Consider the following 16,404-nt stretch of genomic DNA (forward strand, 5'->3'; position numbering starts at 1 on the left):
TAACGAACTTGTTTAAACTATTATCACTGTGTAACAAAAATTTAATTATGAATGTTTCATAACATGATTTCTTATCAAATATCAAAACGTCTTTTAACTAAAAATAGCTAACTTCACTCAGTCAAATTAACTATTCACTCATTTGTTATTTTTTGGAATAGCTTTTGAAAGTAATTTAGTAACAAATTTAATGAAATGAAACAATCAGTAATTTTTTTAACAATTCTTTTGCTTTCAAGCTTGGGCTACAGTCAAAACCCAGATTACGACACCCTTTGGAAAACTGTTGAAAAGCATGAAGTTGAAGGCTTGCCAAAATCGGCCTTAAACGTTGTAAACCAAATTTCCACATTGGCAACTAAAGATAAAAACCAACCTCAACTTATAAAAACCATGCTTTTTAAAAGCAAATTTGCCTTGGTTCTGGAAGAAGATGCCCAGTTAAAAATTATAAACGATTTTAAGAAGCAAATCGAGCTTAGCGCCTTCCCAACAAAAAACATCCTTGAAAGCATTTTGGCAAATTTATATTGGCAATACTTTAACCAAAACAGATGGCAATTTTATAATAGAACAAATACAGAAAATAAGGTTGATCGGGTTGACTTTAGAACTTGGGATTTACAAACCTTGTTCGATGAGATTCATTTACATTACCAAAACGCATTACAAAACGGGTTAATGCTTCAATTAGAGCCTTTAGGAAAGTATGATGCTATTTTAAACATTCAAAAAGACTCAAAAATTTATAGACCTACGCTGTTCGATTTTTTAAATCATGAAGCTTTGGATTTTTATAAAACCAACGAAACCCATATTACCAAACCTGCTTATAAATTTGAAATTGATGACCCAAAATTCCTTGGGGACGCTTTCACGTTTGCTAACATAGAATTAAAGTCTAAAGATTCCACGTCTTTACAGTTACATGCTTTAAAAATTTATCAAGACGTCATTCAATTTCATTTAAAGGATAAAGAACCCTTTGCTTTGGCGGATGTGAATATTGAACGCTTAAAATTTGTTAATCAATATGGCACTTTTAGCGATAAAGAATCCTTATTGTTAAAAGCTTTAAAATCTGAATCCGACAAACTAAAATCCCACGAAGTTTCTGGGTTATATGATTTTGAAATCGCCACTATTTATTACCAACAAAGCAACCAATACCAACCAACAACTAAAGAAGAAAACCGATGGAAAGCCAAAGAAGCTTTAGATATTTGTAATGCAGTCATTCTAAAATTTCCAAAAAGTAAAGCTGCGGAAAAATGCGTTATTTTAAAACAACAAATACTTCAGCAAACACTACAAATTACCACAGAAAGCTACTTGCCTATTCAACATCACAGTCGATTATTGGTAAGCTATAAAAATTTAGACAGTCTTGATTTTAAAATATTCAAACTAACACGAAACCAATTAGAGAAATTCAATAAAACCTATCGGAAGGAAGAACAACTGGCTTTTATAAAAAAACTGGATGTTAACAATCAATGGGAAAGTAAGCTTCGAAACGAGGATGACTACCAAAATCATACCACCGAAGTTGCTGTACCCAAACTTAATAATGGTACGTGTTTAATTTTTGCTTCAACAAAAAATGATGACGAAACCTTTGCGTTTAGTACCATTCAAGTTACCAATTTAGCTTTGGTTGAAACTGAAACCGAAGCTCATAAAACCTTTCAAGTTATTGATAGAAACAACGGAAAGCCTATAAGTAATGCATCCGTTGAATTAAGTTATACCGAAAACAATAACCGAAGCATTCAATATGAAAACCTATCTACAAATAATTTAGGAGAAATCAACATTGAGAAAACCAAAGACCGCTACAGGAACCTTTCGGTAAAAGTTAAATACGGTAATGACACCGCTTATTTTGGCGATTATTATGTTACGCCTAAATATAAAACCGAAAAAGAAGAAACCGAATACAAAGCCTTTTTATTTACCGACAGAAGCATTTACCGCCCAGGACAAACCGTTTATTTTAAAGCCATTGCTATAAAAACTAATCCGAATGATGGAAAATCGGAAGTCGTAGCAAACGAACCTGTGTATGCTACGCTATATGATGTCAATGATGATGAAATAAAAGAACTGGAATTTAAAACCAATGAATTCGGCTCCGTTTCAGGCGAATTTATCTTACCAAACTCTGGATTAACAGGTGAATACCACATTGAATTTGATGGTGATGAAGAAGATTTTTATTTAGAACATTATTTCTCTGTTGAAGAATACAAACGTCCGAAGTTCGAAACTAAATTCACTCCCGTTACCGAAACCTTTAAAGTCAACGATTCCATAACCATTAAAGGCACGGCTTTGGCGTATGCAGGAAGCAATATTACCGATGCCAAAGTCGTATATCGGGTACACCGAAAAGTGGAATACCCACGTTGGTATTTTTGGAGTCGTCCTTGGTTTAACAGTGAACCACAAGAAATCACCCATGGAGAAAGTACCACCAATGAGAAAGGTGAATTTGAAATCGTTTTTAAAGCCATCCCTGACCAAAGTGTGGATAAAAGCAGTTTGCCTATTTTCAATTATGAAATTACGGCAGATGTGACCGATTTAAATGGCGAAACCCGAAGCGCTACGACGATTGTCAATGTAGGATATCATGCGTTGGTGGCAACTATGACTATTGCTGACAAACTGGATAAAAACGAGAAAGACCAAAAAATCAACATCGACACCAAAAACCTTAATGGCGAATTCGTACCAGCAACGGGTACTATTAAAATATATAAATTACAAGCACCGAAGTCCGTTTTACGAACCAGACCTTGGGCAGCACCCGATTATCAAGATTTTTCAGAAGAAGCTTTTAAAAATCTATTTCCGCATGATGCCTATACCAATGAACATGATTCCAGTCATTGGGAAAAAGGCGATTTGGTTTTTGAAAAACCCTTTGACACTAAAACATCCAAAGAACTTCCTTTAGGAAACATTAAGAAATGGGACTCCGGGCAATACATCATCACTTTGGAAAGCAAGGATAAGTTTGGTCAATTGGTTAAAGATGAAATAAAAACCATGTTGTATAGTGATCATGATAAAACCGTAGCCGATAACCAACTATTTAGCATCACAAGCAATAAACCAACCTATAAAGTTGGTGAAACCGCTATGGTAACATTTGCTTCAGCTGCTGAAGATTTAAAAATCACGGTATCCATTGAAAAAGATCATAAAATTGTTCAAACCCAAATCATTCAACTAAATAATAACAAACAAACCATTTCAATACCTGTTACAAAAGAAGATGTTGGTGGTTTTAAAATTTACTACAGTTTTGCAGCTTTTAATAGTTTTCGGTCGGGTACTGAAATAATTATGGTGCCTTACCCAAAAACCGATTTAGATATAGAAACCACCACCTTTAGAGACAAATTACAACCGGGAACCGATGAGACTTGGAGTTTCAAAATTAAAGGCCCGAAAAGAGATAAAGTATCTGCAGAATTATTAGCAAGTATGTATGATGCGTCTTTAGACCAGTTTAAATCTCATGCTTGGGATTTTAATCCTATTAACAAACCTCATTACTATTCATATAATCGTAGCAATGCAAGCCAAAGTTTTGGAACTAAAAATTTTAGGGTTTATAATAAACCATATCCAAATCTAAACGATCCGCAACAATACGATCAATTAAATTGGTTTGGGTTTTATTTTGGAAATAATAATGCTATTAGAATTAGAGGAACTGCAAGTATTTCTAAAGCATTAAACGGAATGGTTTCAGGTGTTCAAGTTGAAGAAGATTCCTCTAATCTTGATGAAGTTGTAGTGGTTGGTTATGGCGAAATGAAAAGAGAAGCTTTAAATGCTCCTCCGACTCCAAATACCCCTGAAGTTATAGAAGAAAAACCAAACTTCGACACCGTTCAAATTCGTAAAAACCTTCAAGAAACAGCCTTTTTCTTTCCGCAGTTACAAACCGATGCAGAAGGCCATGTGAGTTTTAGTTTCAGCACGCCGGAAGCCCTGACCCAATGGAAATTGCAACTATTGGCACATACAAAAACTTTGGAAAGCGCTACCAAAACCTTAACAACCGTTACCCAAAAAGAATTGATGGTCATTCCAAACGCCCCTCGTTTTTTACGTCAAGGCGACCAAATAAGCATCAGTACGAAAATTGCGAATCTAACGGACAAACAACTTTCTGGACAAGCCGTTTTACTATTAACCAATGCTATCACAGGAAAAGACATAACCGCAAACCTGCTCAGCCCTCCCCCCTCGGGAGAGTTAGAGGGGGCTTTTATGGTGAATGCCAAAGGCAACACACAAGTCTCTTGGAATTTAACAATCCCTGATGATGTTGATGCCGTTCAATACAAAATCATAGCAAAATCTGGCGATTTTAGCGATGGCGAACAAAATGCGCTTCCTGTTTTAAGTAACCGCATGTTAGTTACCGAAACCCTACCTATGTGGATTCGCAGTAACGAAACCAGAACTTTCACGTTAGACAAGCTTAAAACTAATACCTCAACAACCCTTAAAAACCATAAGTTAACCTTGGAAATCACCTCCAACCCTGCGTGGTATGCCGTTCAAGCCTTGCCCTATTTAATGGAATATCCGTATGATTGTAACGAACAAACGTTTTCTCGTTATTATGCCAATGCCTTGGCGAGCCATATTGCGAATTCAAACCCTAGAATTCAGGAGGTTTTTAACCAATGGGCGTCTCAAGACGCACTTATGAGCAATCTTGAAAAGAATGAAGAATTAAAATCTATTCTTATTCAAGAAACACCTTGGCTACGTGATGCCCAAAGTGAAACCGAACAGAAAAAACGTATTGCCTTGTTATTCGACTTAAACAAAATGAATAACGAACTGCAATCGGCTATGCGCAAACTTAAAAACAACCAATTACCAAATGGCGCTTGGGCATGGTTTAATGGCGGACATGAAAACCGCTATATCACCCAACACATCATCATTGGTTTTGGACATTTGAATAAACTCGGTGTCACTACTACTGAAAACGCGAAAATGATTGAAAAAGCCATCAACTATTTAGATGCCGAATTTGTAAAAGAATATAAAGACATTAGAAAATATGATGCTAAAGTCGATTTAAGCAAAGACCATTTAAGTTACACCCAATTGCATTATTTATACATGCGTAGCTTCTTTCCAGATATTAAAAAATCAAAAGAAGTAGAAGACATCATTAAATATTACCAAACACAAATTCAAAAATACTGGTTAAGCCGTTCGCTGTATTCAAAAGGACTCATGGCATTGGTTTCAGAACGGTTGAATGACAAATCAACGTCTGCCAAGATTTTAAAATCATTAAAAGAAACCAGCATTACTAATGAAGAATTAGGCATGTATTGGAAAGAAAACACCCCTTCTTGGTATTGGTACCAAGCACCCGTTGAAACACAAGCGTTGTTGATTGAAGCATTTTCTGAAATTGAAAATGACACCAAAACCATCGATAATTTAAAAATCTGGTTACTTAAAAACAAACAAACCCATCAGTGGAAAACCACCAAAGCAACTACCGAAGCTGTTTATGCTTTGTTGTTACAAGGAAGTGACTGGTTATCGGTGACCGATGCGGTTGACGTGGTTTTAGGCGGTCAAAAAATAGAGCCTTCAAAACTTGAAAATGTAAAAGTTGAAGCGGGAACTGGGTATTATAAAACTTCTTGGAGCGCTTCTGAAATTAAACCAGAAATGGCTGAAGTGACCCTCACCAAAAAAGGAGAAGGCATTGCATGGGGCAGTTTATACTGGCAATATTTTGAAGATTTAAACAAAATAACTTCGGCTGAAACACCACTTAAATTAAAGAAAAAGTTGTTCCTTAAAAAGAATACGGATACTGGCGAGCAAATTTCGGAAATCACAGAAAAAACCCATTTAAAAGTTGGTGATTTAGTAAGAGTTCGTATTGAACTACAAAGCGATAGACCTATGGAATTTGTCCATATGAAAGACATGCGCGCCGCTGGATTAGAACCTGTAAATGTGCTTTCCCAATACAAATGGCAAGACGGCTTGGGGTATTATGAAAGCACTAAAGATGCATCGACAAACTTCTTTTTCGATTATTTACCCAAAGGCATTTTTGTATTTGAATACGATTTAAGAATCAATAATGCCGGTAATATGAGCAATGGTATCACCACGATTCAAAGCATGTATGCACCAGAATTTAGTAGCCATAGTGAAGGTGTTCGCCTATTAGTAGATTAAGTAAATTTCGATGAAATGAATAAAAAATTAATTTTAATTTATTATCTTTCAACTTACTAACTAATAAATATATCATTATGAATTCAAAAGTTTTTATGGTAATTAGAATTATTCTAGGTCTTTTACTCCTTGTTTTTGGACTTAACAAATTTTTAAATTTTTTACCCGCACCAGAAGGAATGTCTGAAGAAGCTGGTGCTTATTTTGGCGCTTTAATGTCGGCTAAAGTAATCCCACATTTGGTTGGGATTGTTGAAGTTTTAGCCGGTTTGGCTTTAATACTGAATAAATATGGTGCTTTAATGGCTCTTATTTTAATGAGTGTTTCTGTAAACGCTGTGCTTTTCCACATCAATTTAGATCCTGAAGGCATAGGCCCTGCATTGGCTGTTCTAATTTTAAATATCGTCGTACTATACGGTTATAAAGACAAATATAAAGATTTACTCGCTGGATAAAATTTTTCTTAAAGAGGCTTAAAAGCCTCTTTTTTTTTATGATTAGCTTTGCCTTGAGAAAATGGGTTACAGTACATATTGAAACTAACAGCAGAATACATAAAGACCAATTATTTAATTCTATCAATTAAATTATTAATAGTTAGCTTCTTTATTCTATCATTAAAATTCGGAATTCAAAGAATAACAGATTATTATTTCGCATTTGCCAATTACAACGATAGCAGATTTACAGAATATTTGAATATTTCCATCAATGAATTTTTTTTAAGGCCAACAATCTTTTTACTGATTCCAGTCATCGGGATTTTTATTAATAAAAAAACTGGTTGGATTTTAATTCAATCTTATTTCTATTACCTGATTTCAAATTTGTCTTTCTCAGTAAAGTTCGTTGACCCAACAGACAAAACTCTGATTTTGACAAATATCATCGGATTCTCACTCGTGCTTCTAATCATATTAATTATGAATAAACATAAAATTAGCAATCAAACTTATGGAATAGCTAAAACAGAATTGATAAGCAAGAATATTATTGCATCCATTATTGGAATATCAATAACAATAATTTCAGTAGTGATTAAGGCTAATGGTTTATGAGTAAAAATATGAGCTGTAACATCGTGAATAAAAAATTGCTAATTTTAGCTAAACAAAAGAAAGTTTTAACATCAAAGGCAAAAACCCCATTGCAAAAAAACCACATCCATATCTTTTTGTTAATAGCGCTATTAGCGTTACAAATTTCTTGCGCTTCAAAAAGAAATGTGGATGCAAATGAAACCGTCATTGAAGAACTCCCTCCAAAACTTATTTTTTTAAATTACACCATCTCTAAAGATAACTATGGTAACAAACATGCTCAGTTTATAAACAAGATCATTGCTGATGGAAAACTAAAAAATAACACCGAAACATACCTTAAAACGGGTTCTGTAGGCGATTTAAAATGCAGCCAATTAGATAAAGATTCCCTAGAAATTAAAACGGTTATTATAAAAAACCCGTTATCGAAAATAATTGAATACGTTAATGATTCTCTTATCTTTGAAAGCAAAAAAATAGAGTTGAAGAGTGCGCCACTGTCATTAAGATTACCATTACATGATAAAACAAAGTACATAACCATTAGCGACATCATAGATTCGTTACAAAATAGTCGCCCTTTAATTACCACTAAACTTGATTGAAAATGAAGCATATATTACCCATCGTTTTATTTTTTAGTTTCCAATGGCTTTCTGCTCAGGTTTTTGATGTGGAAACCATTAAAAATTCTGGAAATAATGATAAACGTATCAATCTGGTTATTTTAAGTGAAGGTTATCAAGCTAGTGAATTGGCTCAGTTTAAAACCGATGCTATTAACTTCACCAATGCTATGTTCAACCAATCTCCTTTTAAAGAATATACCAATTATTTTAATGTGCATATTATAAAAGTGCCTTCTAACGAAAGCGGTGCAGACCATCCAGGAACTGCTACAGATGTTACAGAACCCGCTTCCCCGATACTAAATGTGGACACTTATTTTAATGCTACTTACGATTCCTATGGAAAACACAGATTACTTTACTACGAAATTGATGGTTTTAGTTCCAATAACACCCAAGCAAAAATAATGGATGTTTTGGCCACTAATTTTCCAACATACGACCAAGCTTTAATTTTGGTTAATTCCTCTGAATATGGTGGTAGTGGCGGTATGTTCCCTATGGCTTATAGAGGTTTTTGGGGCAACAAAGTTATTATGCACGAATTGGGACATTCCTTATTTAATTTAAAAGATGAATATTATCCTGGAGATATTTTAGCTGCCGAAGCCATAAACATGACTCAAGAAACAGACCCCATTTCTATTAGATGGAAAAATTGGCTAGGCGTTAATGGCGTTGGTATTTATCAATACACCTGTACGACTGGTAATTGTGCCGATTGGTATAAACCACACCAAAACTGTATCATGGAAAGTATTGACAAATCCTTTTGTTCGGTTTGTAAAGAAGGTATGGTTGAAAAAATACACAGTTTAATTTCACCAATTAATTCTTATACACCAATTTCAAACTCTATAACGAGCCCAACATTTCCAGTTGATTTTCAATTAAACTTAATAAATCCCATTCCAAATACTTTAAAAAGCACTTGGACTCTTAACGCTTCCAATTTTGCAAATGATGTTGATAATATAAGCCTTACAGAAAGTGATTTGAATACTGGAGCAAACACGTTAACTGTTGCCATTACCGATGCGACTACACTATTAAAAGTTGATAACCACGATGCGTTTCATGTTTACACCGTAACGTGGGACATCGACAATTCGGCTTTAGGGATTAAAGACATTACCAGCAACATTGCTAATTATAATATTGCCATGTATCCAAACCCTACAAACACTTTTTTAAATTTTAAATTTGAAAGTGATGTAGATAACACCTTAAAGGTTGATATCATTGGCTTAGACGGAAAAAGAATTAAAACAATTACAATAAGCAACTTTCAAACAAACCAAGTTGATATAAGTGATTTTAGCACGGGCATTTATTTAACTAACTTCTACTCAAAAAACATACTTATTGCTAGTAAAAAACTAGTTAAAAATTAGAGACAGGGGGAAATATGATTCCTGCATAGGAATATTTATTGCTTTGGGGATATACTGCTAATACTTTTTGAGCAATATCATTAATCAATAATAATTTATCTTTTTTTCTAATAGAAAATCCTATTAGCTTAAAGCATGTTGGTCTGTTCTATTATTTCTTTTAAAAATAATTATTATCTGCCAAGATTATTAAATTACAGGAACTTCAATAGTCAAGAAAGTATCTTCCCCATTCGCGTCTTCCCCTTGATAAAATTTAAAAATATAAGGTTCAGATTGTATAGCATGTACTCGTACTGAAAATGTAGTTTCTGTAATGTTTTGAGTGCAAGCAACGTTATCATCTACATGTACAATAGGGTAGATAAACCTTGTGGTCCCCTCATAAAAGTAATCATATTGATTATATTGATAATAACAGCTATTTGGTAATTCTAAGGTAATATCAATACGATAATTTTGTCCGTAAACAAATTCATCTGGAATGTCTACGCTTTTAACACCTATATATTCTAAATGGTAGTCATGATAGTTGTCGTCGTCCTTGCTGCATCCAACTATTAAAAATGCGATTAAAAAAAGGGCAATAAAATGTTTCATAATAATAAAAATTTTAAGAATATTTAATGAATAAATATATTCACTATAGAAGAAAGACTTATGTTGTATAAACATTTTTTTTGACTCAAAAAATTTAATTTAAGTACTTACGGGATAAAGGGGATATGTATAACCAAACATAGTTTTCTGTCTTTTTTATTCTAAATTCAAGCAATTATATCAACTGCTTCTCCTTCTGTTTTCTACGGTTACTTATAGCTATCCTCTGAAACCCTTGAAAACACTAGGTTCTTGCCTACGGTTTGGATGTCCTGTTGTATTTTTGGACTGATTTTTTACTTTTATTGTAATGCTTGTACGTCTTAAAAAGAACAAAAGCGGCTCTACGAGCGCTTAGATCGTAGACAAATTTTCCGGAAAATATGTCCCCGCTATCGCAAGCATCCTGTTCGTGACGGCATGAGCAAAAAAGTAAAGGGAGTAAGCTATGATGAGTCTGAGTTTAAATTTAGAAATATGAATAAAAATTTAATGCTAGCGTATTTAACGGCACAAGTAAGATGCTTAACAAAAAGAACTTGACAAGGGGTTCTACTGCGCTCAAACTGCCCCCCTTCCCTCTAACTTAATAATATTGTGCTTGCGTTAGCCGTGGGATTCCTGCGTACGCAGGAATTTTATTACTTTGGAGGATATGCTGCCAATACTTTTTCAGCAAGAGCTTTAAACAGTTGTTCGCGTTTTTCGGGTGTTGCGTTTGGGCTAAAACTCGATTCGGTTACGGCTTGCCAAAAGAGTTGTTTTTTATTTTCATCAACAAAATCGATAGTAATTTGGCGGTTAACATTCGCTTGACCAATAGGCAACCCTATGGAAACACCTCCGCCAACATTACCTCCGCCACCACCTAAACCAACACCTACAGTATTACGTTGTGCTTCTTGATACTCGCTACTTTTAATGTCTACAAAAAAATCGGGTGTTTCGGAAAACATAAATCCTTTGGCTGCCATTTGCGCATCAAAAGCATCTAAAAACCGTTTGGTATCCAATTCGCTCATACCTGTTTTCATATCGGCATAATAACTATATGTTTTGTATTTTGAAAAATCAGTTCCTTTTTCGAAATCATAATTGACACGAATGGGCGCGCAAGATGTTATTAAAAGAAGTAAAATGGTAGCTTTAAGGAATTTCATAACACTAATTTTATTTATAAAGTTAATCAAAAATTATTCCACCCTTATTTCTATTAACAAAAAACTTAAACATAGAAGTTTAAATTACTTCATGGATATCAATTCTGCTTCACGAACCTATAAATGGCACCATTTTGTCTCACATGAAAGAATTTACAGTTTGAATAATGTACAAATTCAAAAGCTTCGTGGTAATTAAAAGTGTCGCTGTCAGCCATAAAGACAGCTTCAACATCAACATGCCCAACAGGTGAGATTCTTCTAAAAAGATATTCCAAGTCGGATTCCGTTTTATGTAATTCAAACCATGCACCTGCTGCAATACCGGGCAGCCATTGTGCTTTTTCATGTAAACCATCAACAGGTTTAGGCTCTAAAGTACCCACAAAATTTGGTCTGTGGTCTTTAAGTTTATCTAAAAAACAACGCACATTTTCACTTTTTCGAGAACCTTCAAATTTTGAAATCACACCTGTTTCACTCACTTCAAAAGCATGTGTTTCGGTATTTGCCAACACCACATTGCTGACTGTACTGGGCGTAAACCATTTGGAGTTTTCCAGATTCTTTTTAATACGATTATCGGTTACCGAAGCAATCAAGGTATCGGTTACAAAACGCGCACAATTACAGGCGTTTTTTATAAAAGCGGCGTAACAAATAAAATGTTTTTCCTGCATGTTGGTAATATGTGCCCGTGCCTTTTTATAATCAATTGCGTTACAAACCGATGCCAGCATTTTACCATCGCCATGTGTTAGTTTGGGATGGGTTGCCAAAAACTCTAAAATAGCGTTTAAATTGGTGATTTTATCATTTTCGATTTGTGCCACTAACGGAAAATGCAGCTCGTTATCGGTATCACTTCCTCGAACGCGTCCTGTAGGTTCGGGCGTAATGTAGCGACCAAAATCGTGGTATTCCAAAACACCGGTTTCTTTATTTATAAGTACCAAAGCAGCATGACCAGCGCGTAAATAGTTCTTTTTCCCAACACCCAAAAACCTTAAAAATGGCGAAAACCATTCTTTAGACACCATCACAATAGTTTCTGGATAGGCTAAGGTTAAAATAATGCCTGTGCTAGTCATTTACTGTTTCAGAAAGTTTAAAGGTTTTACTTGAAATGGTTTTGTTTTGTAAGTTCTCATGATACATTTCAAGTGATTCTCTAAATTTTTCAATTTGCGTGATACTGGTCGTTTTTACAAAACCTCTATTCATAACAACACCAAACTCTTTATTATCGGCTCCTGCTGTTTTATGAAACCTCAATAAGGTTTGTGCATTCAAATCATTTTCAGCTTTAAAATCTTCAAACCATTGTAGGCGTTCTTGTTTCATTGCTGCAGTATAGAGTGTAGAAGACGACCAAATTTTAGGTTCCAATGGCAATTCTTTAAAATGTTTTTCTGCGCCATCCCAAACCAATTCGTAAAATTTCAAAGTCGTGTTCCAATCTACTAGCACCATCGTAAAGGGTTCGATATTAATAAAATCGTAGGCTTCGGCGGTAGTTGAAATGCTTTCAGAAGTCAAAAAATCCAAAGCAATGACGCCTCTACTTTTCAGGTAATCTTCTTGACGTTCGTGAATATTAAACGCACCATTCAACACACAAACCACTCTGTTCTTTTCGCTCAAACCAATCCAAGTCCCCCCTGAGAGTTTATCCATAGGATATAAAAGTCTGGTTTCCTTATTTATATAAAAATCTGGCGGAAGCGAAACTCTGTTTGGAGCCTCGTCCCTGTTTGAGGTTAATACAAAATCGTTGTCTCCTTTTGGGATAATAGTTACTGTACACATAAAAATATAGTCTGAAAACAGATTGGCAACTTACAAAAAATAAATAAACTTTAACGCGCATTTAAGAAGGCATCCAACCTAAAAATCGTTTAAAAATTCTTAAATTTGTAACCTATTTACTGATAATTCAATAACAAAAATAAACAAATTATGGGAAAAGGTTTTTTTAATGTACCAATTGCAGTTAACGAGCCTGTAAAAAGTTATGCGCCAGGAACCTCTGAACGCGATGCTGTTTTAAAGGCTTACAAAGAGATGTATACGAGTACTATAGACGTGCCTTTGTATATAAATGGAGAAGATGTAATAACAGGAAATACCCGAACCATGTCACCTCCACATGACCATAAACATGTTGTTGGGACCTATCATTTAGCTGAAAAAACACATATAGACAAAGCCATTGCAACTGCTTTAGAAGCCAGAAAAACGTGGTCTCTAATGCCTTGGGAGCAACGTGCAGGTATCTTTTTAAAAGCTGCTGAATTGGTTGCTGGCCCTTACCGCTATAAAATAAATGCTGCCACCATGATAGGGCAGTCTAAAAATATTTTTCAAGCAGAAATCGATTCAGCTTGCGAGCTTGTTGACTTTTTACGCTTTAATGTCCAATACATGTCAGACATTTATATGGAACAGCCAGAAAGCACAAGCGATGCATGGAACCGCCTTGAATACCGTCCGCTGGAAGGATTTACTTATGCAGTTACACCTTTTAATTTTACCGCTATTGCTGGTAACTTACCATCTTGCATGGCGTTAATGGGTAATGTTGTGATTTGGAAACCTAGTGATAGCCAAATATATTCGGCTAAAGTCATTATGGACGTTTTTGAAGAAGCTGGTGTTCCTCCAGGCGTAATCAACGTCGTTTTTGGGGACCCCGTGATGATTACCGAAACCATATTGTCTAGTCCAGATTTCTCAGGACTACACTTTACAGGATCTACTTTTGTATTTAAAGAACTTTGGAAACAAATAGGAAACAACATCCATAACTACAAAACCTATCCAAGAATAGTAGGTGAAACTGGAGGCAAAGATTTTATTATAGCTCATAAATCGGCTAATCCAAAACAAGTCTCGACGGCTATTGTTCGTGGAGCTTTCGAATTCCAAGGACAAAAATGTAGTGCAGCATCAAGAGCTTATATTCCAAAAAGTATTTGGAGTGATGTAAAAAAACATATTATAGAAGATGTAAACTCATTTAAAATGGGTTCTCCTGAAGATATGAGCAATTTTATTACTGCTGTAATTCATGAAGGTTCGTTTGATAAATTGGCAAAGTATATTGATCAAGCTAAAACAGATAAAGATGCTGAAATTATTGTTGGTGGTGGATATGATAAAAGTAAAGGCTATTTTATTGAACCTACTGTAATACTTACAACGAACCCAAAATACACAACGATGTGTACCGAATTATTCGGACCAGTAATTACTATTTATGTTTATGAAGATGATGCTTACTCTGAAACTTTAAAATTAGTTGACGAAACAAGTGAATACGCTTTAACTGGTGCTATTTTAGCAACTGATAGATATGCCATTACCGAGGCTACTACAGCTTTACAAAATTGTGCCGGCAACTTTTACATTAATGATAAATGTACTGGTGCTGTTGTAGGTCAACAACCTTTTGGAGGCGCACGTGCATCAGGAACTAACGATAAAGCAGGAAGTGCCCAAAACTTATTGCGTTGGGTATCTCCACGTATGATAAAAGAAACTTTCGTGACACCAACTGATTATCGCTATCCGTTTTTAGGAGAATAATATTATAGATAACACATAGCAAAGAGGCTAAAAAGTTTAGTTCTATGTCATATGGAGCTTGTCGAAACTATCTGAAAGAAGTGGCAATAATGGACTTCGACAAGCTCAGTCTGACACTGGAAATGGTATTAAAATAGCCTGTCAAGCTGAGCCTGTCGAAGCTATATGGAAGAAGTGGCAGTAATGGACTTCGACAAGCTACCATTGACGTATTTGCTAAACCGCTGTTTTATAGCTAATTGACAAACCAAGTTCTCTTGCCATTTTCATAATGTTCTTTTGTTTATTAAACAAGATCTTCTCCTCATAATCTTTGATTCCCTTCTCTACATATGACAGTCCTTTAACAAATAGCTTCCAATAGAGCTCTGCCAGTTTTCTTGCCATTGCCTTTATTGCCGGTGATGCCCCTTTCTTTGCCCTTATCTTTCTGCCAAAAGCACCCAATGCAATTTTCTTGCTGTTGAGCAGGCTCGTGGCCGCTTGCTTAAATATCAGGCCGGCCTTTGGTTGTCCTTTAGCCTTATAGTTTTTTTTCATCTTGCCCGAATGGTGCTGTTTTGGCGCCAGTCCCAACCAGGAAGTAAAATGCTTTTCTGTTTTCCATTTATGTAAATCAGTCCCTATTTCCGATAGGAGCTGCATCCAATTATAATCTGTTATACCGGGTAGGACCGTAGCATCTTTGCCTTCAAATATTTGCAATAGATAACGGTCCATTCCTTCTATATTTGGTTTGTGGTGCCTCACGTTTTTTCGTGGAGTTGCCTTATTTGATACTTTAGGCCGGTTTGCCCCCATCTTTTTAAGGACTTCTTCCATTTTCAGATCACAACCGGCAATTTGTTGTTGATAAAAATCATAGCACACCACTGCTTGGCCCAAAGCAAATAGCCCTGCTTCATTGTAGTGCCCTTTCAAGGATTTAAGGATCAGTTCCTTTTTTGTTTTCAACACACTCCCATGGCATAGCTTTACCAAAACCCCGGGATCCCTTTCGCCCTTTAAGATCGCCCTGATTATTTTCAATCCACTTACCCCGTGAACTTGGTCCAGAACTTCTTTTAGCCGAACGTTCATCAGGGTCAGTGCTTTTTGCATATGGTTAATATGCATAGCAGCACTACGGATGTGATCTTCGCGCAGGCGTTGATAGCTCCTTAGTTCATGTACCAGTTCATCTGCAACAAAACAACGGTTCAACAAACCATAGCTGTGCAATTGCTGTATCCATTGACAGTCCTTTACATCGGTCTTTCTGCCTGGAACTTGTTTTGTGCTCCTGCCATCCACCAACCATACATCGATGCCTCTTGCCTTCAATATATCATAGAGGATGACCCAATACACTCCCGTGGCTTCCATGGCCACTGAGGTTACATTGTTTTCCTCTAAGTAAGATACCGCCTGTTCCAGATCTGATGTGAAGGTATCAAAACTGCGAACCTCCTTATCTTCAAGACCTATGAAGATTTTTTTGGCTCCGATATCGATCCCTCCTGCGTTTTTCCTGATTTTTTTCATCCTACATTATTTTTTAAAATCACACCCAGAAAATTTTTATGCTTGCTAGACTACCATTCGGGCATTATTATAAATAAGCACCATAATCGCTACCCCTATTTTCTGAAAACCATACTCAACCACAGGTATATAAACACTACGCTGTGCCTCGGAAATATTGTGACTTTTTGTTAAACTTGCACAAAATACGTCATCGCATTCGCTAGTTAAAAAC

The 16,404-nt window shown here is 35.5% G+C and carries 10 protein-coding genes; 5 read left to right on the forward strand and 5 right to left on the reverse strand.

Features of this window, described 5'->3' with window-relative positions; genetic code table 11:
• Positions 1–195 precede the first annotated feature (195 nt).
• The 4 genes from CJ739_RS02615 (at position 196) to CJ739_RS02635 (ending at position 9,318) form a co-directional block, all read left to right on the forward strand.
• Positions 196–6,249 carry an alpha-2-macroglobulin family protein gene (locus tag CJ739_RS02615; protein WP_117172498.1) on the forward strand — a complete coding sequence of 2,018 codons (6,054 nt, stop codon included), beginning with the start codon at positions 196–198 and terminating at the stop codon, positions 6,247–6,249.
• A gap of 77 nt (positions 6,250–6,326) precedes the next feature.
• Positions 6,327–6,707 (forward strand): DoxX family membrane protein, encoded by a 381-nt coding sequence (locus CJ739_RS02620; protein WP_117172499.1) that lies wholly within the window; start codon positions 6,327–6,329, stop codon positions 6,705–6,707.
• Positions 6,708–7,318: 611 nt separating this feature from the next.
• Positions 7,319–7,900: a hypothetical protein gene (locus CJ739_RS02630; protein WP_162880106.1), complete on the forward strand. Its 582-nt coding sequence runs from the start codon at positions 7,319–7,321 to the stop codon at positions 7,898–7,900.
• 2 nt (positions 7,901–7,902) lie between these two features.
• Positions 7,903–9,318 (forward strand): M64 family metallopeptidase, encoded by a 1,416-nt coding sequence (locus tag CJ739_RS02635; protein ID WP_117172502.1) that lies wholly within the window; start codon positions 7,903–7,905, stop codon positions 9,316–9,318.
• A gap of 189 nt (positions 9,319–9,507) precedes the next feature.
• On the opposite strand, the gene CJ739_RS02640 is transcribed toward CJ739_RS02635, so the two are convergent.
• The 4 genes from CJ739_RS02640 to CJ739_RS02655 form a co-directional block, all read right to left on the reverse strand.
• On the reverse strand, positions 9,508–9,918 hold the full coding sequence (locus tag CJ739_RS02640) for a hypothetical protein (RefSeq protein ID WP_162880107.1): 411 nt from the start codon (positions 9,916–9,918) through the stop codon (positions 9,508–9,510).
• Between the two features lie 641 nt (positions 9,919–10,559).
• Positions 10,560–11,078 (reverse strand): DUF4136 domain-containing protein, encoded by a 519-nt coding sequence (locus CJ739_RS02645; RefSeq protein ID WP_117172504.1) that lies wholly within the window; start codon positions 11,076–11,078, stop codon positions 10,560–10,562.
• A gap of 98 nt (positions 11,079–11,176) precedes the next feature.
• The gene (locus tag CJ739_RS02650; RefSeq protein WP_117172505.1) at positions 11,177–12,169 is read right to left on the reverse strand and encodes a DUF6695 family protein; all 993 of its coding nucleotides are present in this window, start codon (positions 12,167–12,169) and stop codon (positions 11,177–11,179) included.
• Positions 12,162–12,887, reverse strand: a complete 726-nt coding sequence (locus CJ739_RS02655) for an NRDE family protein (protein ID WP_117172506.1) — start codon at positions 12,885–12,887, stop codon at positions 12,162–12,164. The genes CJ739_RS02650 and CJ739_RS02655 overlap by 8 nt, the downstream gene beginning before the upstream one ends.
• A 150-nt stretch (positions 12,888–13,037) precedes the next feature.
• Here CJ739_RS02655 and pruA point away from each other — a divergent pair, with 150 nt between their 5' ends.
• Positions 13,038–14,666 (forward strand): L-glutamate gamma-semialdehyde dehydrogenase, encoded by a 1,629-nt coding sequence (pruA, locus tag CJ739_RS02660; protein ID WP_117172507.1) that lies wholly within the window; start codon positions 13,038–13,040, stop codon positions 14,664–14,666.
• A gap of 216 nt (positions 14,667–14,882) precedes the next feature.
• On the opposite strand, the gene CJ739_RS02665 is transcribed toward pruA, so the two are convergent.
• Complete coding sequence (locus tag CJ739_RS02665; RefSeq protein ID WP_117172209.1) at positions 14,883–16,190, reverse strand: IS110 family RNA-guided transposase; 1,308 nt, start codon at positions 16,188–16,190, stop codon at positions 14,883–14,885.
• Positions 16,191–16,404 lie beyond the last annotated feature (214 nt).

The sequence above is a fragment of the Mariniflexile sp. TRM1-10 genome (genome assembly GCF_003425985.1).
GTDB lineage: Bacteria > Bacteroidota > Bacteroidia > Flavobacteriales > Flavobacteriaceae > Mariniflexile.

Excerpts from the sequence above, each read along its gene's own strand:
- CJ739_RS02645 (WP_117172504.1), bottom strand. The coding sequence starts at position 11,078 with ATGAAATTCCTTAAAGCTACCATTTTACTTCTTTTAATAACATCTTGC.
- CJ739_RS02650 (WP_117172505.1), bottom strand. The coding sequence starts at position 12,169 with ATGACTAGCACAGGCATTATTTTAACCTTAGCCTATCCAGAAACTATT.
- CJ739_RS02620 (WP_117172499.1), top strand. The coding sequence starts at position 6,327 with ATGAATTCAAAAGTTTTTATGGTAATTAGAATTATTCTAGGTCTTTTA.
- CJ739_RS02635 (WP_117172502.1), top strand. The coding sequence starts at position 7,903 with ATGAAGCATATATTACCCATCGTTTTATTTTTTAGTTTCCAATGGCTT.
- CJ739_RS02665 (WP_117172209.1), bottom strand. The coding sequence starts at position 16,190 with ATGAAAAAAATCAGGAAAAACGCAGGAGGGATCGATATCGGAGCCAAA.
- CJ739_RS02640 (WP_162880107.1), bottom strand. The coding sequence starts at position 9,918 with ATGAAACATTTTATTGCCCTTTTTTTAATCGCATTTTTAATAGTTGGA.
- CJ739_RS02615 (WP_117172498.1), top strand. The coding sequence starts at position 196 with ATGAAACAATCAGTAATTTTTTTAACAATTCTTTTGCTTTCAAGCTTG.
- pruA (WP_117172507.1), top strand. The coding sequence starts at position 13,038 with ATGGGAAAAGGTTTTTTTAATGTACCAATTGCAGTTAACGAGCCTGTA.
- CJ739_RS02655 (WP_117172506.1), bottom strand. The coding sequence starts at position 12,887 with ATGTGTACAGTAACTATTATCCCAAAAGGAGACAACGATTTTGTATTA.
- CJ739_RS02630 (WP_162880106.1), top strand. The coding sequence starts at position 7,319 with ATGAGCTGTAACATCGTGAATAAAAAATTGCTAATTTTAGCTAAACAA.